Here is a 20392-nt window from a genome sequence, read left to right on the forward strand (position 1 = left end):
TTATATTTTTGAGCGCCTGATAAGCTGAGGTTGGTCACACACTCATGCACCAACTCGCTTTCTGACTGGTCTCATTTTCATATATAATCAATCGGAATTATCGTACGGTAAATCGTACGCCTCATAGATAAAAGAATGCAGACTCATGGCAAAAGCACCAGCAAAGAAAAGTTCAGCGAAGAAAAAATCAGCCAAAGGCTTTGAAGAAACCTTGTGGGACACCGCCAACCAACTGCGCGGTAGCGTTGAATCCTCCGAATATAAACACGTGGTATTGAGCTTAGTGTTCCTGAAATTTATCAGCGATAAATTTGCAACCAAGCGCGAGCAACTGAAAGCCACCGGGATGGAAGCCTTCGTCGACATGCCGGAGTTTTATCAGCAAGACAACATCTTCTTCCTGCCGGAAGTGGCGCGTTGGTCGTATGTGAAAGTGCGCGCTAAACAAGATGATATCGCCGTGGTGATTGATACCGCACTGGCGACCATTGAAAAGAACAACCCGAGCCTCAAAGGCGCGTTGCCGGATAACTACTTCTCGCGCATGAATCTTGAAGTGAAACGCTTGGCGTCGCTGATTGATACCATCGAGAACATCAATACCCTCGCGAGCGAATGTAACGAAAACACCAGTGAAGAAGATTTGATTGGCCGGGTATATGAATACTTCCTCGGTCGCTTTGCGGCGAATGAAGGTAAAGGCGGCGGCGAATTCTACACACCAAAATCCGTTGTGACCCTGCTGGCAGACATGCTCGAACCGTATCAAGGCAAAGTGTACGATCCATGCTGTGGTTCTGGCGGTATGTTTGTGCAGAGTTTGAAATTTGTCGAAAGCCACCAGGGTAAAAGTAAAGACATTGCCATTTACGGCCAAGAGCTTACGACTACCACCTACAAACTGGCGAAAATGAACTTAGCGATTCGCGGCTTAACCGGTAACTTAGGCGAACGCCCGGCGGATACTTTTCACGCGGATCAGCACCAAGATTTAAAAGCCGATTACATCCTAGCTAACCCACCGTTTAACCTGAAAAACTGGCGTAACGATGCCGAGCTGACCGATGATGCGCGCTTTGCTGGCTTTACCACGCCACCCACAGGCAATGCCAACTACGCGTGGATTTTGCACATGCTGTCGAAGCTGAGCGAAGATGGGGTCGCCGGTTTTGTGTTAGCCAACGGCTCGATGAGTTCCAACACCAGCGGTGAAGGTGACATTCGCGCCAAGCTGGTTAACGACGATCGCATCGAATGTATGATTGCGCTGCCGGGGCAACTGTTCTTTACCACGCAAATTCCGGTGTGTTTGTGGTTTATGTCGAAGAGCAAAGCCGCCAACCCGAAATTTGGTTATCGCGACCGCACGGGTGAAACCCTGTTTATCGATGCCCGTGACATGGGCACCATGGTCAGCCGCGTCAATAAAGAGCTGACTTTTGAAGATATCGCCAAAATCGCTGACACCTTCCACGCGTGGCGCAGTGATGAGGCGGAAATCCAACGTCGCCTCGAAGCGAAAGAGATCAGCTTATCGCAATATGAAGACCAAGCAGGTTTCTGCAAAGTGGCAACCATTGCCGAGATTGCGGCGAACGATTTTGTCCTCACCCCGGGGCGTTATGTGGGCGCAGCGGACTTAGAAGACGATGGCATTCCGTTTGAAACCAAAATGACTGAACTGACCCAAACCTTATATCGCCAATTGGATGAAGCCAAAGCGCTGGATAAAGCGATTCGTACTAATATGGAGGCATTGGGTTATGGGGAGTGATTGGAAAACAGCCAGATTACTTGATATGTATGATGTCCGTTCTGGATTATCGAAGCCTGCTAAGGATTTTGGTAGTGGTTACCCATTTTTGACTTTTAAAGATGTTTTTTATAATTATTTCACTCCGGATATTCTTGGTGATTTAGTTGAATCTAGTGATAAAGAAAGAGACGGTTGTTCAGTCAAAAGAGGTGATGTTTTTTTAACTCGAACCAGTGAAACGATGAATGAATTGGGGATGAGTTGTGTTGCGTTAAAAGATTATGAAGATGCAACTTTTAATGGGTTCTGTAAACGTCTACGACCAAACTCTGAATGTGAGTTGGAACCAGAGTATGTAGGTTACTATCTTCGTAGTCCTAAGTTTCGACAGGCAATGTTGGCATTTTCAACAATGTCTACACGGGCTAGCCTAAACAATGAGATGATCGGTCGGTTGGAAATAAGTTATCCACCGAGAGAAGAACAAAAGAAGATTGCGAGTATTTTAAAAACACTCGATAACAAAATCACCCTTAACCGCCAAATCAACCAAACCCTAGAACAAATGGCGCAGACGCTGTTTAAATCGTGGTTTGTGGATTTCGATCCGGTGATTGATAACGCACTGGATGCGGGCTTTTTTGATCAGGGAAAGGCCATTCCTGATGAACTGCAAGCGCGCGCCGAGCAGCGTCAAGCTCTGCGCCATGCAGTAAATGAGGCAAATAAGGCAAATAAGGCAAACCAGCCGCATAGCACTCACAGCAACCCAGCGGCTGGCGATGCGTTAGCGTCCCCTTATCAACCGCTACCGGATGACATCCGCCGACTGTTCCCCAATGCCTTTGAGGAAAGTGAGTTAGGCTGGGTGCCGAAGGGGTGGAGTGTATTGTACCTGAAAGACATTTCTACCATCACTTATGGGAAAAATTTACCTAAATCGAAAATTTTGAAAGATGGTTATCCTGTTTACGGTGGAAATGGAATAATTGGTTCATATGACCGTTATCTGTATGAGAAGTCACAAGTAATAATTTCATGTCGGGGTGCTGCTTCCGGGAAAGTTCATTGGACAAAGCCTTTTAGTTTTATTACTAATAATTCGCTTGTTATAGAAGAGCAGAAAATAAGTTCTATATTTTTGTTTTATTGTCTAATTCAGCAAGATCTAACTAGCTTAACTTCTGGATCTGCACAACCACAAATGACTATAGCTAATTTAAATCCAGTGCAGATTTTGGTACCTGACGATAGGTTAATATCTGTTTATTCAAGGTATTCTCATTGTTTTCTTGATCGTTGTGAAAAAAGGAATGATGAGATTGAAACGCTAATTAATCTTCGCGATACCTTGTTACCCAAACTCATCTCCGGTGAATTACGCTTGGATGAGGTGGAATCCACCATCGCAGAAACAACCACCGCATAACCCATCGGCAGCCTGAGCCTTCTCGGCTGCCTTTTTTGTTTTGCACTGTGCTAAACCCAAGAAGAACGATAAGAACAGGACGTTATGACGACCACTTTTACAGAAGCTAAGTTGGAACAAGCGATCATCGCGATGCTGGGGCAACATCAACGTGTTTCTGGCACGACTGTGTACCCGCATTTTATTGGCAGCGAGATCCCGCGCGAGAGTAAAGAAGAGGTGTTAATCCTCGATGATGTGCGTGCTTATCTTGCCAAGCGCTATCACGCCGATGGCATTACGGATGCGGAAATCGACGCCATTATTCGCCAGTTGCAAACCCTGCCCGCCAGCGATTTGTATCAGAGCAACAAAACCTTCTGTCAGTGGTTAAATAATGGTTTCCTGTTCAAACGTGACGATCGCCAGCAAAAAGATCTCTATATCGAATTGATCGATACCCAAGCCTTGTCGCAGCGGCTCAATGCGATGTTTGTTGCAGGCGATGCCACCATTGGCGATGATCACAACCGTTATCGTTTAGTCAGCCAACTAGAGATTATCGGCACCGATCAGCAAAAGCGCATTCCGGATGTCATTTTATACGTCAACGGCCTGCCGCTGGTGGTGTTTGAATTGAAATCCGCCGTGCGTGAAGAAGCGGCGACGACTTACCATGCCTGGGATCAGTTGACGAATCGTTATCGCAGCGATATTCCCAAACTGTTTGTCTATAACGCCCTGTGTATCATCAGCGATGGCGTGAATAACAAAATGGGCAACCTGTTCGCTCCGTATGAGTATTTCTATTCATGGCGCAAAATCACCGGCAATGAATCTAATGAGAAGCAGGGCATTGATTCACTCAATGCCATGGTCAACGGATTGTTTCATCCCACTCGTTTATTAGATGTGATCAAAAATTTCGTCTTCTTCCCGGATACCAGTAAAAAAGAACAAAAAATTTGCTGTCGTTACCCGCAGTATTACGCGGCACGTAAGCTGTATTACAACATCAGAAAAGAGCGTAAAGTGCTCGATGCTGAGGGGAATATCGTGCCGCGTGAAGCGGGCGGCAGCGGTAAAGGGGGCACTTACTTTGGTGCCACAGGCTGCGGCAAAAGTTTTACCATGCAGTTTCTGGCTCGCTTGCTGATGAAAAGCGTCGATTTTGCCAGCCCAACCATTGTGCTGATTACCGATCGTACCGATCTGCATGAACAGCTCTCCAAACAGTTTTGTAATGCCACCACGTATATTGGCGATGAAGTGGTTGAACCGGTGACCAGCCGTCAGGATTTGCGTGACAAATTAGCCGGGCGCGCCAGTGGCGGTGTGTTCCTGACCACCATTCATAAGTTTACCGAAGACATCAAACTGCTGACCAATCGCTGTAACGTGGTGTGTATTTCTGATGAAGCGCACCGCAGCCAAATCAATCTTGATCTAACAATCAAAGTGGATCAGAACAAAGGCACGGTGAAAAAGACTTACGGCTTTGCCAAATACCTGCATGACTCATTACCCAATGCCACATATGTTGGCTTTACCGGGACGCCGATCGACGCCACGCTGGATGTGTTTGGTGACCCGGTAGACAGTTACACCATTACTGAATCTGTCAATGATGAAATCACCGTGCGGATTGTCTATGAAGGCCGTGCGGCTAAAGTGATTTTGGATAACAGCAAGCTTGAAGAGATAGAAAAATATTATCAAGCGTGCGAGCAAGCGGGCGCGAATGAGCATCAGATTGAAGAGAGCAAAAAAGCCACGGCCAATATGAATACCATTCTGGGAGATCCGGATCGCATCCAAATGTTGGCTGAAGACTTTGTCACCCATTACGAGAAACGGGTTGAGGAAGGTGCGACCGTCAAAGGCAAGGTGATGTTTGTCTGTGCCAGTCGTGAGATTGCTTATGGCTTCTACCAAGCGGTGAAAGTTCTGCGTCCTCTTTGGTTTATAGAAAAAGGGTTTGAGACGCAACAAGCCATTGAGGGGATTGCGCTGACCGACAAAGACCCAAAAGAGCTGCTGGCATTACCGATGGTTAACATGGTGATGACGCGTAGCCAAGACGATGCCGCTGAAATGTATGCACTGCTTGGTACTAAGGATTATCGCAAAGAGCTGGATAAGCAGTTTAAAAATCCGCAGTCGAATTTTAAAATCGCCATTGTGGTAGATATGTGGTTAACCGGATTTGATGTGCCGGAGCTTGATACCATCTACATCGATAAGCCACTGCAAAAGCACAACCTGATTCAAACCATCTCGCGAGTCAATCGTAAGTTTGAAGGTAAGGATAAAGGGTTGGTGGTTGATTATATCGGGATTAAATCCCGCATGAATCAGGCGCTTGCGATGTATTCCAAAGTCGATGGAAGCAACTTTGAGGAGACTCAACAATCGTTGATTGAAGTGCGTAACCACTTGCACCTGTTGGCGCAGATGTTCCATCACTTCGATAGTCAGGATTACTTTGCCGAGAATCCGGTCAATCAACTGGCTTGTCTGAATCGTGCGGCAGAGTTTGCGCTGCAAACCAAAAAGATTGAATTGCGCTTTATGGGGCTGGTGAAACGCCTGAAAGCCGCTTATGACGTGTGTGTCGGCAGTGACGCGATCACGCAAGCGGAACGTGAGCAGATTCATTTTTATATCGCGGTACGGTCGATTGTATACAAACTGACTAAAGGGGATGCGCCCGATACCGCGCAAATGAATGCGCGAGTCCGGGAGATGATTGCTGAAGCCATTCGTGCCGATGGGGTTGAGGAAATCTTTACCCTCGGGCAAGACAAAGCGGAAACCATCGATATTTTTGATGATGCCTACATGGATCGCATCAATAAAATCAAACTGCCCAATACCAAAATGCAGTTGCTGCAAAAAATGCTGCAAAAAGCCATCAATGAATTTAAAAAGGTGAACCAACTGCAAGGGATTAATTTCTCGAAACGCTTTCAGGCACTGGTGGACACGTACAATGAGCGCAAAGAAAACGATGCATTGAACGGCGAAGAGTTCGATACCTTTAGCCAAGAGATGACCGATATGATCTACAACATCCGCAGTGAAATGATGTCGTTTGAAGACATTGGTATCGATATGGAAGAGAAAGCTTTTCTCGATATTCTGGAGCATATGTGTACCAAGTATCATTTCACTTACGATAACGACAAGATGTTAGCGCTCGCACAACAGATGAAAGTGGTGGTGGATAACACCGCGCAGTACCCGGACTGGAGCAACCGTGATGACATCAAAGCCAAACTCAAAGTCGATTTAATTCTGCTACTACATCAGTTCGGCTTTCCGCCTATCGCAAACGATGATGTGTATAAAAGCGTGTTAGAGCAGGCGGTGAACTATAAAAAGCATATGAACGCATAAATCGCCTCTGTCTCTCCGATAGCCGGTCTCTCAGCCAGATTGGCTAGCCTTTATTGTGTCTCAAGTCTCTGGATCCAAGCACCTCAGTCCAATTTGAGTTGAACACGACAATTTGAGTTGATCACGACAAAGCAACTAGGGTGCTATCTTCCCGCGACAAACCCGTTCCGTCATCTCCCGTAATTTGTCCACTTCACTTTGTAAATACGTCAGCTCTTCGGCGGTGATTTCGTAATGTTCGGAATAGCGGGCATCGATGTAGGCGCGTTTGAGGCGCTGGAAGCTGCGACGGTGGAACTTGTTTTCCATCGGGAATAACTCGGCAAAGGCCGGGTCTTGCTGGGCGCACATCGAGCGCAGGCTTTCAATATTGTGGGTTTTGGGCAGATAGTTGGTACACACTAATAGGGTGCAAGCAAAAAAGCGTTCGGTGGCTTGGTGAAGCATGAATGCTGAGAGATTCAAGTCTTTGTTCTCGAACATAATTTTGAAATATTTTTCATGTTGTTCAGCACTTTCAAACCAGTGGCTAAAGTGTTTACTGGCAATTGCCACTCGCTCTGACTCACTTAAATTCCCCGGCATGGGCAGTTCCCGCTTATCGGCACTGAACAGTTCAATACCCTGTTCCCGAATATCTTTAAAGAAGTAGTGACCTTGCTGGAGTTGCTGATGGACTTCATTGAGCGTGTGGACGATCAAGCCGAGCGGGGCGGAGTTAACCCGACGCGCGATCTGCTCTTCGGCACTGTGCCACACCGCGTACTCTTCGACCAATGACGAGCGGTTGACGATCACCAGAATATCGTAATCGCTGATATAACCGTTGGGGCGGTCACTGACCCATGTCCCTTTGGCATGGCTGCCAAACAGGATAATTTTAAGGATCCGAAACTCAGCTTTACTGCCATTTTTGTTGCGTAAGAAATCATCCAGCGTATCGCGTAATACGGTGGTGATGGTATGAAGTTCTTGTTGCTTCCGCTCCGGGAGGTGGTCGAGTGCTGTTTTCATCGCGGTTATCCTACTATGAGCCGGAGGGAAAACAAACCGTTACCGCATCGTTCGGTGTTGTTTTTGTTGATGATTTGCGGTTTTGTCATGGTGATACCCGGCTGTGATTTGATGTCGGTATCGTGAGCGATTTTGGTGGCGGTGGCGATATACGCAGGGGCACTTTGCGACACAATTCAGGAAAAATCATACTTTTCTAATGCTTGTGGGGGATGGATTGTGCTGGCGCTGGGAGGCAGCCGGATACCTATCTTGAATATGAAAACATCAAAAATATCAATATCTGTCTGATGAATTTTACCTTCGAAGCCAGATTATTAGCCCCTTAACAACATGATTTAAACTGTAAACCGCATGCATAACGCCGAGTGATACCAGATAAATCAGCTTAAATTGACCTTCAATAATATGAATCATGGGTATATCAAAAATATTAATAAATTCAATGTGTTTATTTAACTGATGTGCCCGCTGAATATTTGTCAGGTGGAAAGTATATATGAAACTACATGTTTTTTATAACGGTACAGACTCTAATTATGAAAGAGATTTTAGAGAGGAAGGTCGTTTCATCCATGGTGAAATTGTGTCACGTTTTGGAAAGTATGCCAAAGACGCTGATGGGCAAATTAACAATGTATTGCGTATCAATGGGGTCGGTGGTAGTAAAGGCGGAAATACTGTATCAAGTGGACTCGGTACAGCTTTTGGCGTGCAAATGAGAAGCGATGTACAAGCTATTGTTACATTTGTCATGAATACAAGAACAACCATGGAAGCGGCGCTTGAACACGGACACAGCCATGATACTGAGCTCGTTGTTACGATGATGGGGTGGAGTCGAGGAGGGATTGGCTGTATTTATGCGGCTCACATGGTGTCAAAAGTTTGGACCGAACTGGATAAATTCGACCGCCCGTCGATTACTCTCGACATAAAAGTCGTAGCAATGGATCCTGTATCTGGGCTCGGTACCAATGTGCGAGCGCTAGATATGGGCTGGTTGGATCTTGCTGCTATGTCAGCCGTGACGTGGTTATCCAGTTATACACATCAGTTTGGCGAAACGGTTGTCAAGAATTTGAAGCTGCTCAACAGTAAACTGGTTAATTGGTGGGAACTTCCTGAACATGTCACTGAATATCATGGCTTTTATGCTCATGACGAACGTTCGGTTGGTTTTGCTACCACTATGCCGTCTATGACTGGTCTTGTTAATAACCGAAGCTTCCACCTTTATGGCGTTCCTGGTACACATTCAACTTTGGTTGGGAATCTATATCCTTACGGTGGCGGAAAGGCTGCAGAAGATGGTGCGCCTTCTCAGGTCGGATTACACATTTACCGTTCAGTGGTGAGAAAGGTCGCTAAGTTGATGCATGGTTGGCATGTTGAGTTTCATGCAGATTATGTCGGGTGGTTACAATCACTCAATATTAATGAAAACCTCACGATTGCAGTACCGCATGAGATCACTTTAGAAGCGTTGGCGCATTACAAATCTCAAGCGCAACTTGTCTCTATCGTACCAAGCTTTTTAAATCCCTTAAATCAAAAGGATGTCGGGCCGTTCACAGATGGACGAGGGGTTTATATCGGCGGGAACAAACAAGATCGGAAGTGGAGACCAGCAAGCTCTCTGACACAATTTATGAATGAAAGTAACTCCAAATCAGCCGTAGATACTATGTGGCAGTGGATTGTGGGAAGCGAGACAAAACTGGAAAAGCTCGGTAGTCATATACAAGCGCATGATTATAATTTTGCGGTTTCTGATTGGGATTGAGGTGTATGATGGCAACGCTTGATAAAGAATTGTGTAAACTTTCCCATAACACAATTCTTTATCATATCAGTGAAGGCCATTGCAAAAAAACGATATATCTGATGATAGCTCTCCCTATAATCGATTTAATTCGGATAATATGTACGAAGTTGAAAATTATAGGGAATCTAAATAAAAATGGATAAAGTCATTCAAATATCAGATATACATTTTTGTATTGAAGACAAAAATCACGATTCAAGGAAAAATCTATCCTTAGTATTAAATAAACAGTTTATATAATGAATATATTTTAGTGCTTTCTGGCGATCTGGTCATGAAAGCTGATAAATCTCATTATATTGAACTTTATCAATATATAAGAACTTTTACTCACAATCCAATATATGCTATTCCCGGTAATCATGATGATATAGTCTTAATGCAGGAGTTAGCGACACAAGAAAATTTATTTAAAATTCATGATGTTATACAAATATGTGGCAATGATGTTATTTTCTTGGATTCTAGTGAAAAAGGAGAATATCTAGGCGGAGGAAAGATCGATATTGCTTATTTTGAAACGATAAAGTCTAAGCTTAGAGAGAATTCGAATAAGATCATCTTCATTCATCATCCACCTTTTAAAATCGGAGCAGATTGGTTTCAGAAGATATGTCTTGATAATGGTGATTTATTGATGAAATCGATATCGGAAATAAATCATTTAAAATATCTTGCTTATGGACATTGCCATAACTACTTCATAGAAGAAAGAGAAAATACTATATTTTTATCGTGTCCTTCTTCATGGGTTCAATTTGATCATACTTGTCATGATGAGATCAAGTATGATCAAAAAATAGCAATTGGATTTAATGTTTTCCATCTGTCCGATGATATTTCTCATCATACGATAACAATATCTGATCATTGATTTATTGGTGGCTGTCCAAATTGATCGTTGGAGTTCAATTCTAAGAAATTATCGACAATACTCATAAACACCGAATCCGATTGAGCTTGTTCCAGACAAGAAAAAAGACGCCCGAGGGCGTCTTTAAGCTTTGATTTGTGCTGGCGGCATCTGAACTGTAATTCTAATATGTTGTTTTATATTGATTAAGTTTAGTTTGAGTTTTTGTCTTGGTACTTATCTTGGTACTAAAATGTCTCGTTACTTGGTAGTAATAAATTTTTGTCATTGTGAAGTTGGCACGTTATATCAACAGTAGCTTCTGGGCGGCCAACTCTATATAAAGTACGATTTTCTTCCTCCCCAGTACTTCAGTTTTTAGTTTATATGATTGTTAAGGCATATCCTCACGAGTAATATGTCAGGATCTAAGCGTGTGAATAAAGCTACTTATAAAATGTCTTCGAATCTAAACCTTCAAGAACTTAATACAATTCTATGGAAAGCCGCCTCACTGCTTCGAGGAAGAGCAAATCTCTCAAATGTTAAGGATCAGTTTCTAAGGCTTGTCTTCATCAAGCGCTTGTCTGATTCATTCGAGGAGATCGAAGAACAACAAATTCAGCTGTTGTTAAACGATGGATATTCAGAAGATGAAGCAGAGAAACTGTCAGAAAAAATTGCAGCAGATCAGTGCGGATTTCGTATACCTAAAACCATTAGGTGGTCAAAAATTGAGAATTTAGAAAGCGATTTGGAAATCGCTCATATGCTCAACGATATTTGTTATGGAATTGAACGAGGTACTAAGGAGCTTGAAGGGGTACTAACAGCTATCGATTTTATCCCAGAAACAAGTTCCAGAAATAACCCTCTGAAGGAGATGATTTATTATCTATCTGACTTCACTCTTAGTGACAATTACTTAACTAGCCCCGATGTCTTTTCATATGCCTTTGAGTGGTTAATAAAAAAGTTTGCAGATGAGTCAGGGAAGAAAGCGGGTGAGTTTTATACACCTAATGAGGTTGTACGACTTTTAGTCGGAATTCTGAAGCCCGAGAAGGGAATGTCCCTTTATGACCCAACTTGTGGTGCAGGGGGGATGCTCATACAAGCTTGTAATTCGCTAAAAGAACGAGAAGTAAATTTAGATAGTTTTTCGCTATATGGACAAGAGATAAACCGCAATACTTGGGCTATCTGTAAGATGAACATGTTCTTGCACGGTGCACTAAATGCAGATGTAAGGCTAGGTGATACGTTACTAGAACCGAAGCATGTTACAGAGGGAAGTTTAGCGAAGTTTGATATAGCCGTAGCTAACCCACCGTATAATGTAAAGATTCATGAAATTGACGTTTTCTGGTATGACCGCTATAACCGCTTTTATTATGGCGTTCCGCCCAAAAGCTCCGCAGATCTTGCTTTCTTGCAACATATGATTTCTAGCCTGAATGAGCATGGTCAGGCAGGAATGATTTTGCCCAATGGCGCATTATCCAGAGGAAATGGCGAGAGAAGTATACGTGAAGGAATACTAAGAGACGACTTGGTAGAGGCGGTAGTTAGTTTACCTCCCGGTCTTTTTTATGGGACTGGCATTCCTACCAGTATTGTGATCATAAACAAAAACAAACAACGTCAACGTAAGCATAAAGTTTTGTTTGTTGACGCGTCGCAAGATTTCTTTTCGAAAAGGCAGATGAATGTCTTGCGAGAAGACGATATCCATAAAATTGTTTGCTCATTTGAGAAGTTCGAATCGGTAGGTACGTTTTGTAAAGTTGTTTCAGTTGATGACATTTTGTCTAAAAACTCCAACTTAAACACTACACATTATGTGAACAATTCTCCGGTAATTCGGGAGATAGACGCCCTTATGAGCCATCATGAAGGCTTTGAGCGTGTACCTCTCTCAAATAAAAAGCTCGTGAAGTCAGTCAGTATTGCTTCGGCAGTAGATGACTTAGATGAATCAAATACGATTTATTTTAAGAGGATTAGGCCTGAGGTAGGGGCGATATTGTTAAGCTTAAAAGGTCCAAATGCCCCTAAAGGAAAATTTATTCAGGTTAGGTTTTGTAAGGAGAAACTGCTGTCTGAATATGCAAAGTTATTCTTTGAATCTGAACTTGGACGAAAAATGTTGAGTCAAATTCCTACAGGAACGAGTATTCAATCACTTAGTGCAAGCTCTATTCGATCCTTAAGCATTCCCATTCCTAAGCCAGATGTTCAACTCGAAGTCATAAAGGTGGCATCAAAGTTAGAAATAGCGCGAGAACAAATTGAAGAGTTCTTTAAGAAGTTGACCACTGAACCTAAGAAATATAAATCCATCGAAGATAGTACTGATGAAATGGTGTTCAGGCTTTCGGCGCTAAGTGATGTTAAGCATCTACAGCATTTAATTTCTCTTGGTGAGACTCGCCAAATGGAGTTTAAACAATCATTTTTTGCCAATGTAGACAAGCTTCGTGATGAATCGAAGAAAGTAGAGAAAAATCGTGATGTACAAGCTGAAATCATAAAAGACATTGTTTCGTTCTTGAATACGGAAGGTGGGATTCTGCTTATAGGTGTCAATGATAAAGGAAAGGTGACAGGTGTAGACATAGAACAGAAACGTTTTGGGTTTAAGAAGATGGACAATTATTTTCAAGAATTAGGAGCACAGCTAGCATCGCGAATTAGTGCTGATTACGCCCAGTACTGCCAATTGACCGAGGTACCATTTGACGGAAAAACAGTAGTACGTATTGATTGCCTACCAGCACCTGCCCCAATGTTTTTAGACAACAGCAAGTTTTACATTAGAACAGACACATCTTCGCCTGAACTAACAGGTGTTGAAATGTTAAGATACATACAGAATCACTTTAAAGTAGCACTAACAAATGACCAATAAACTCACCCTCCAGCAGCTTGAATCTTTCCTATGGGAAACCGCTGATATCCTTCGTGGCAACATGGATGCCTCTGAATTTAAAGACTATATTTTTGGCATGATGTTCTTAAAGCGAATGTCGGATGCGTTTGAAGAAGAGCAAGAGAAAGTCATTCAGTACTACCTAGGTAAAGGTAAAACACAAGCGCAAGCAGAAGAGTTAGCAGATGATGAAGATGAGTACGATAGTACCTTCTACATCGAGACTGTTCATTATTCTGTGTCACGCCCATTTTTATAAATCCAGGTATGGGGTTGAGGGGTACTAAACCAAACTTAGTACCAAGATGCTTAGTACTAAACTCACCTTGGTACATAGCTTGGTACCAAGTTTTACGAATCTAGTAAAACAATCTCGAACATTATAGATACAAAAAGCCCCGCTAGGCTAGGAGCTTAGCGGGGCTTTCAAACGTTCTAGAACGTCTTCGTATACGAATTTGGTGGAGCTGGCGGGAGTTGAACCCGCGTCCGAAAATCATTCATCTTTGGTACTACATGCTTAGTCGATCTTTAATTTCACTACCACCTGCGAACCGACACGCGAATGAATAGCTAACCTGAATTATCTCTTACGCTTCATCCCTCAGGTGGGGGAATCCACGCCAGCTTGTTTTGGTTTGACCATCTGAACTCCCCGTCCTACAAGCAGAGGCTAGGGCAGATGGGCTCTCAGCAGGTTATTAAGCTGCTAGTGCGTAGTTTTCGTCGTTTGCGACTATTTTTTTGCGGTTTGTTAACGAGGCCTACCGCACCTCGGCATGCACCTCAGACTGCAAAATTCCCGTCGAATCCTGAATCAGCCCCAGAGGTAGAGTGTGCATACTACCAGAATTGTTCCTAGTGTCTAGTGCTGCACAATCATATGGTTAAGTTTAGCGCAACGCGCTTTTCATGACGCGGTCTTTTTGGCGTTGCCAGTCTCGGTCTTTGACTGTATCCCGCTTGTCATGCAGTTTCTTACCTTTCGCGACTCCGATTTTTATTTTGACCCATGAGCGAGACCAATACAGCGACAGCGCTGTGAGGGTCATTCCTTCACGGTTGATTCGGCCAAATAAATTATCGAGCTCCCGACGTGAGAGCAGGAGTTTGCGCACCCGGGTCGGGTTGGCAATCACATGTGTTGACGCTTGTTGCAGCGGAATGATGCTCATGCCAGAGATAAATGCTTCTCCGTCACGCAAGAACACATAACTTTCTGCGATATTTGCTTTGCCCTGGCGAAGTGATTTGACTTCCCAGCCCTGAAGCTCCAGACCAGCTTCTATCTCATCTTCGATGAAATATTCGTGGCGAGCTTTTTTGTTCAGAGCAATCGTGTTGCTCCCTGCTTTTGATTTTTTCTTTGCCATAGTGGGGCGTATTATACGGATTGCGTGTAGGTTGGGAAATCCTTTTGTTGGCATTGGGGCAAAATATACACAATTGACTGATAAATCTGCATTTGTTGTCGTACTGTGGTTGGGGTGGGCCGGTTAGGAAGGTGCCAGCCGGAGATGCTGACCTTGAGCTCACTTGTGTATCACAGTAAAATCACAACGCTTGGGTGTAAAGAGGAAGAAGGAGCATCAATGAAGCAGGTGAGTCGTTCTGCACTGGTATCGTTTAGCGCTGAGCAGATGTTTAATTTAGTCAATGATGTGATGCGTTATCCTGAGTTTTTGCCGGGGTGTTCCGGTGCAAGAGTGATCGCGTCAGATGCCGATAAAATGGTCGCTTCTGTTGATGTTTCCAAAGCGGGGATCAGCAAAACGTTTACCACGTCGAATCAGTTAAAGGCGGGTGAAGCAATATTGATGAACTTGGTGGACGGGCCGTTTAAAACCCTGCGGGGTGGATGGTACTTTACACCGCTCGATGAATGGGCCTGTAAAGTTGAACTGAAACTTGAATTTGAGTTTTCCAGTAAGATGATTGAGCTGGCATTCGGTAAGATATTCAATGATCTGACCAATAATATGGTCAATGCTTTCACCAAACGGGCTAAGCAGGTGTATGTATGACAGATGCAGAGCATCGGATTCATGTTGAGGTCGTGTATGCGCTGCCGCATGAACAGCGCGTCTTGTCGTTAGTGGTCTCTCCGGCGATGACGGTCGAAGAGATTATTCGTCAGTCCGGGGTGTTGAAGATGTATCCTGAAATTGATCTGGCAAAGAATAAAGTCGGGATTTTCAGCCGTCCGGTCAAACTGGATGCAACGGTTCGGGACCGGGATCGGATTGAGATTTACCGTCCATTACTGGCCGATCCGAAAGAAATCCGCAGAAAGCGGGCTGAACAGGCCAAAGCTGCTGCAAAAGCTGAGTGAGTGATGATTTGTACGGATGTGGCAGATTGTTGTCACTCATGACCGCGGCGGATAGCGTCACAAAATGAGTCTGTATGATTTGAATGAGAAAAAGCTCGCATGATGCGAGCTTTTTCTTGTTTGGGATTTGATTCGGTCTATTGGATACTTTCGAAAAATTGATCGCTGTTATGAAAGTCACCGGCCAGATGAATGAGTGAGCCTCTTTTGTCAAATTTGACAATCAGATTTTTCTGTACCGGGTCTTCATGGCCTGAGACATGATGATAAATGTAGTACCAAGTATCGGGATAACCATTCTCAACCAGCATCGGCGAGCCAAGGACATAGCGGACTTGCTGTTTGGTCATGCCAAATTTCAGTTGATCGACCGCTTGTTGATCAACATAGTTGCCTTGGTTGATATCGATTCGGTAAACCAACATATCGGTCACCGATGAACATCCACTGAGGACAAGCATTGCGAGTGATGCGGTGATGAGAGACTTCTTCAATTGCATAGTTTGTTTACTACATTGTCATTTAGAGTGAAAGCTTGGCTGATAATAAACAAGCTTGGTGAAGAAGTAAAAGGGTTCCCCACCATCTTATCCTTCACTCTGACTACAAATTTTGGATTTTGTTGCATCGGATCGGTTTTTTTTCAATATTCATCACCCATCATAGACCTTGATAAGCAATGACGGCGGATTTTTTGCCGGGTCTACACGGATGGGGGTGACGATATCCGGGAGCGGTGAGTTAAATCGGATCGTCGGGTATTTTTAAAGGGTAGAGGGTAGAGGGCAGAAAGAAGACCGGGGCCATAAAACCGGGGAATAAAGATGAAGCCGTTTAAGAACGTTGTATCTGATGATAAGGTGCCATCTTGTGGACGGACAGCATGAACAATAACCACAATAAAAAATATCCTATAATTATTTGTGGTTATTGATGAGTAAATAAAATGAGTATCAATGTTTATATTTTTAAAGAGACTTAATTAACGGGTGTCATATTGATGAATGTGAATAATTTATTCTGATGAATAATAATAAGTCGGACTGATTATAAAAACATATCAAATAATATGCACGTCTCCAAAAATTGTTGACTTAATTTATTGTTCTTTTTAAAGCATAGAATACCATGTGCAAGTAGTTTAAATCTGCGTAAAAGTTGATGAATTTCTAATAAGCTTTGCCAGTGTTCATCGGAAACCTGTTGTTTCCAATAACATAAGATGCGCCGTTTTTGTTCAATGGTGACTTGTTTGATACGACATAGATCCAACAGTAACAGATAAATGTCTCTGGCTTTGAGTTTGGTGCTCGCATGCATGATTGACTCTTCAAAGTCGATCAGACTGAGTTGATTATGCTGGTCGATTAATATATCGCGCAGAGCCGGGCGGCCATGGGCAATATCCGCATTGTGTAATTTGATAAATAAAGTGATGAGCTGCATCAAGACATCATCGGTGATGCGTTCCGCTTCAACCTGTGAAAGCGGCAGGCCTTGATCCGATGTGACAAAGAAACGTTTTCCTTCCAGCGCGATCTGAGGAACCTGAAATCCAATCGAGTTTAAATAAAGCAACATCGATTTTTCATGTTCAAAACGTGACCATGAATTCATCGTTGCTTTCGACTGAAAGCATGATAATAAATTTAACTTGCCAGCAAGCGATGATATTTTTCGGATAAAATTAGATTTATCCTCTCCGCCAATTTTTAGCCAGTAGGTTTTTTTTTGGTCAGTGATTTTAATAACGCCATTGATGTTTTTATCAATGTATTTTATGCATTGTTCTCTTAACATAATATGAATGTATTATTTGTATAATATCTGGAATGGGCAACCATGAATTGCGGCACATTCTATCCATTTTTTTAACTAAGTTAAGATCAAATGCAGAAAAAATCAAAATAAAATATCGGGCCGAATATTATTTCATCCAAAAGCCCGATATTTATTATGTGTGTGATATTCAGAAAACTAATAATAGAATAAATTAGTTTAAAATAGATTATGCAGCAACGAGTAGTAACTCTTTTGCATTGGCTAATGTCGTTTCAGTAATTTGACTTCCGCCAAGCAGTCTGGCCAATTCTTCAATCCGTTGCTGATCATCCAGCCTGAGCATCTGGGTTTCTGTTTTGCCGCCTTTGGTTTGTTTGGCGACAAACAGTTGTTGATGTCCGCATCCGGCAACTTGTGGTAAGTGAGTGACACACAAGACTTGGGTTGATTCACCCAATTGACGAAGCATTTTACCAACCACAGCCGCTGTCGGGCCGCTGATACCAACATCGACTTCATCGAATATCAGACTCGGGGTTTCGACTTTCTGCGCCGTAATGACTTGAATCGCGAGGGATATCCGCGACAGTTCACCACCCGAGGCAACTTTGGTCATGGGTTGCAGCGGTTGTCCCGGGTTGGTGGAAACCATAAAGTTTACGGAATCAAACCCAAGCGGGGAGGGGTGCTTGTCATCATAATGAATATCCATCTGGAACTTGGCTTTTTCCATGCTGAGTTCATGCATACTCTGAGTGATTAATTTATTGAGTTCTTTGGCATAACGTGCTCTGGACTGATGCAGTTTTTCAGCGCGGTGAACAAATGACTGATACGCTTCTGCCACAACATTTTCAAGCTGCTCAAGTTTTTCGTCGGAATAATCCAGCGCAGCGATTTGCTGGCGCAAGTTTTGGTGATGCTGATAGAGATCTTCCGGGAGAACATTGTGTTTACGGGCCAGTGACATAACTTTGGAATAACGGCTTTCAATCAATGCCATTTGTTCCGGATCGACTTCAATGCGATCCAGATAGTTACGAAGTTCGCTGTTTGCTTCTTCCAGTTGGATCAGGGCTTCTGCAATCATCGTCGGCAGCATTGCCATTTTTTCATCCAGCTCGGCCAATTGGCCCAGAACCTGACTGGTTGACTGAAGTAAACCGATGGCGTTGACTTCATCGCCTTCATTTAACAACTGGATGGCATTTTGGCTGAGAGTGAGTAATTCACCACTGTTCGTCAGGCGTTTGTATTCCTGTTCCAGTTCGGGGAATTCATCTTCACCTATCGAGAGTTCGTTCAGTTCTTTGATTTGATATTCCAACAACTGGAGTTGTGCCTGATTCTGTTGGCTGTTTTCCCGGATCTGTTTCAGCTCATTGCTGGCCTGACGCCAGTTCTGGTAAGCCAGTCGTGTTTTTTTCAACAAATCGGTGTGACCGGCATATTGATCCAACATTGTCAGTTGGTACTCACTTTTCATCAGTTGCTGATGGGCGTGCTGGCCGTGAATATTAACCAGTAACTGACCGAGAGATTTGAGTTGTGAGATTGGCACCGGATTACCGTTGATAAATGCGCGTGAACGGCCTTCTTTGGTGATGACCCGACGGAGAATACACTCGCTGCCGTCCAGAAGCTCATTATCTTCGAGCCACCGGGTAGCGTGCAGGTTGTGATCGAGCAAAAATGCCGCACAGACTTCAGTTTTCTCTTCCCCCTGACGGACCATTCCGGCTTCCGCTCTGCCACCGAGACACAAGCTGAGTGCATCAATGGCAATGGATTTCCCCGCACCGGTTTCTCCGGTAATGGTGGTCATTCCTTGTGAAAGTTCTAACTGTAATGATTTGACGATTGCAAAATTATTGACGCTTAAATGAGCCAGCATGTTCACACCTGTACGTTTTACCAATACTGTATAAAGAAACAGTATATACTGTTTCTTTATACAGTAAAGATGTGAATTGATTTTATTTTCACCAACGTCTCAATCACGGCTATCGTGCCGGATTGATGGCGAACTGAGCTTTGCTCAATGACAATCAGAACAAGTGCTTAAGCTTCTAGAACAGTTTGCTCGACCAGCCTAATTTGTTTCTCAGCACATGGTAGTAGCTGTAATCTTTTGGGTGAATCAGATGTAACTTATTCGGGCTGCGGTAGATCAGCACTTCATCTCCGGGAGAGACCGGGAGCGAAATCTGCCCGTCACAACTGATTTCTTGTGTGCCTCTGTTATTCGGAGAGACAGAGAGTTTGATGCGACAATCGCCGTCAACTACTAAGGGGCGGGATGACAGCGTATGCGGAAACATCGGGACCAGTGAGATGGCGTTTAAGCTTGGTGACAGGATCGGACCACCACCAGAAAGCGAATAGGCGGTTGAGCCGGTCGGGGTGGAAACAATGAGTCCGTCAGAGCGTTGAGAAAAAGCAAAAGCGTCGTTGATGTGTACTTCGAACTCAATCATATGCGCGATTTTGCCCGGGTGGAGGACCGCTTCGTTTAAGGCGGCATTATGACTTTTGATCTGGCCGTGACGGTGAATTTCGGTTTCCAGCAGAAAGCGTTCTTCTTCAATATATTCGCCTTCAAGAACTTTTTGTAACGCAGCCTGAAAATCTTCGGGGTTTAAATCGGTCAGAAAACCGAGGTTGCCACGGTTGACCCCGATAACCCGAATATCAAAGCGGGATAGCACTCTGGCCGCGCCGAGCATGTTACCGTCACCGCCGACGGCAATTGCCAGATCTGCCTTTTTACCTAACTCCAGTAACGATGAAAAACACTGGGGCGGAATATCGGTGAGAATACTGCTCAGCCGATCATCGATAAACACTGAATATCCCTGCTCTGACAGCCATTGGTATAATTCGCGATGAGTTTGTATCGCAGACTGGTCCCGTGGTTTACCAATGATGGCAATCACGCCAAAAGATTTTTTCATAATGTTTCCAATCGAATTAGGCTTGAATCAGGAATCTTCATCCCCATAATAAAGGCAAGTTATGCTTTTATGCGAATGTTTAGTGTGTTGAATGTTGATCATCAATACAAAAGATCATGGAACTCTGGAGATAT

At 43.7% G+C, this 20392-nt stretch carries 15 protein-coding genes and 1 other RNA gene; 9 read left to right on the forward strand and 7 right to left on the reverse strand.

Annotation, left to right across the window (positions count from 1 at the left end; all coding sequences use genetic code 11):
• Positions 1-145 precede the first annotated feature (145 nt).
• The 3 genes from OCV37_RS04375 to OCV37_RS04385 all read left to right on the forward strand — a co-directional run bounded on the left by OCV37_RS04375 (position 146) and on the right by OCV37_RS04385 (position 6563).
• Positions 146-1774, forward strand: coding sequence for a type I restriction-modification system subunit M (locus OCV37_RS04375; protein ID WP_038182177.1), 1629 nt, complete (start codon positions 146-148; stop codon positions 1772-1774).
• Positions 1764-3185 carry a restriction endonuclease subunit S gene (locus tag OCV37_RS04380; RefSeq protein ID WP_038182174.1) on the forward strand — a complete coding sequence of 474 codons (1422 nt, stop codon included), beginning with the start codon at positions 1764-1766 and terminating at the stop codon, positions 3183-3185. The genes OCV37_RS04375 and OCV37_RS04380 overlap by 11 nt, the downstream gene beginning before the upstream one ends.
• 84 nt (positions 3186-3269) lie before the next feature.
• Positions 3270-6563 (forward strand): type I restriction endonuclease subunit R, encoded by a 3294-nt coding sequence (locus OCV37_RS04385; RefSeq protein ID WP_038182171.1) that lies wholly within the window; start codon positions 3270-3272, stop codon positions 6561-6563.
• A gap of 135 nt (positions 6564-6698) precedes the next feature.
• Here OCV37_RS04385 and OCV37_RS04390 read toward each other — a convergent pair whose 3' ends face one another.
• Complete coding sequence (locus OCV37_RS04390) at positions 6699-7577, reverse strand: HEPN domain-containing protein (protein ID WP_038182168.1); 879 nt, start codon at positions 7575-7577, stop codon at positions 6699-6701.
• A gap of 499 nt (positions 7578-8076) precedes the next feature.
• Between OCV37_RS04390 and OCV37_RS04395 the strand changes: the two genes are divergently transcribed.
• From OCV37_RS04395 to OCV37_RS04410, 4 genes are all read left to right on the forward strand, one after another.
• Positions 8077-9363, forward strand: a complete 1287-nt coding sequence (locus tag OCV37_RS04395) for a hypothetical protein (RefSeq protein ID WP_038182165.1) — start codon at positions 8077-8079, stop codon at positions 9361-9363.
• Positions 9364-9679: 316 nt separating this feature from the next.
• Positions 9680-10279 carry a metallophosphoesterase gene (locus tag OCV37_RS04400; protein WP_038182162.1) on the forward strand — a complete coding sequence of 200 codons (600 nt, stop codon included), beginning with the start codon at positions 9680-9682 and terminating at the stop codon, positions 10277-10279.
• Positions 10280-10694: 415 nt separating this feature from the next.
• Complete coding sequence (locus tag OCV37_RS04405; protein ID WP_169739368.1) at positions 10695-13169, forward strand: N-6 DNA methylase; 2475 nt, start codon at positions 10695-10697, stop codon at positions 13167-13169.
• On the forward strand, positions 13159-13449 hold the full coding sequence (locus tag OCV37_RS04410; RefSeq protein ID WP_038182159.1) for a type I restriction-modification system subunit M N-terminal domain-containing protein: 291 nt from the start codon (positions 13159-13161) through the stop codon (positions 13447-13449). Before OCV37_RS04405 ends, OCV37_RS04410 begins: the two co-directional genes overlap by 11 nt.
• A 200-nt stretch (positions 13450-13649) precedes the next feature.
• On the opposite strand, the gene ssrA is transcribed toward OCV37_RS04410, so the two are convergent.
• Positions 13650-14015: a transfer-messenger RNA gene (gene ssrA / locus OCV37_RS04415) on the reverse strand.
• Positions 14016-14083: 68 nt separating this feature from the next.
• Positions 14084-14563, reverse strand: coding sequence for an SsrA-binding protein SmpB (gene smpB, locus OCV37_RS04420; protein WP_038182156.1), 480 nt, complete (start codon positions 14561-14563; stop codon positions 14084-14086).
• A 219-nt stretch (positions 14564-14782) separates the two neighbouring features.
• On the opposite strand from smpB, the gene OCV37_RS04425 reads away from it, so the two are divergent.
• Complete coding sequence (locus OCV37_RS04425) at positions 14783-15214, forward strand: SRPBCC family protein (protein WP_038182733.1); 432 nt, start codon at positions 14783-14785, stop codon at positions 15212-15214.
• Positions 15211-15522 carry an RnfH family protein gene (locus OCV37_RS04430; RefSeq protein ID WP_038182152.1) on the forward strand — a complete coding sequence of 104 codons (312 nt, stop codon included), beginning with the start codon at positions 15211-15213 and terminating at the stop codon, positions 15520-15522. The genes OCV37_RS04425 and OCV37_RS04430 overlap by 4 nt, the downstream gene beginning before the upstream one ends.
• Positions 15523-15659: 137 nt before the next feature.
• Here the strand turns inward: OCV37_RS04430 and bamE are convergent, their stop codons facing one another.
• The 4 genes from bamE to nadK all read right to left on the reverse strand — a co-directional run bounded on the left by bamE (position 15660) and on the right by nadK (position 20258).
• Positions 15660-16022 carry an outer membrane protein assembly factor BamE gene (gene bamE, locus OCV37_RS04435; RefSeq protein ID WP_038182150.1) on the reverse strand — a complete coding sequence of 121 codons (363 nt, stop codon included), beginning with the start codon at positions 16020-16022 and terminating at the stop codon, positions 15660-15662.
• A gap of 547 nt (positions 16023-16569) precedes the next feature.
• A complete protein-coding gene (locus tag OCV37_RS04440; RefSeq protein ID WP_157635000.1) occupies positions 16570-17139 on the reverse strand; it encodes a BUD32 family EKC/KEOPS complex subunit in 570 nt (189 codons plus the stop codon).
• Positions 17140-17530: 391 nt separating this feature from the next.
• Positions 17531-19198: a DNA repair protein RecN gene (gene recN, locus OCV37_RS04445; RefSeq protein WP_038182144.1), complete on the reverse strand. Its 1668-nt coding sequence runs from the start codon at positions 19196-19198 to the stop codon at positions 17531-17533.
• A gap of 175 nt (positions 19199-19373) precedes the next feature.
• Complete coding sequence (nadK, locus tag OCV37_RS04450; RefSeq protein ID WP_038182142.1) at positions 19374-20258, reverse strand: NAD(+) kinase; 885 nt, start codon at positions 20256-20258, stop codon at positions 19374-19376.
• Positions 20259-20392: the final 134 nt, after the last annotated feature.

The sequence above is a fragment of the Vibrio rhizosphaerae genome, assembly GCF_024347095.1.
Taxonomy (GTDB): Bacteria; Pseudomonadota; Gammaproteobacteria; order Enterobacterales; family Vibrionaceae; genus Vibrio; species Vibrio rhizosphaerae.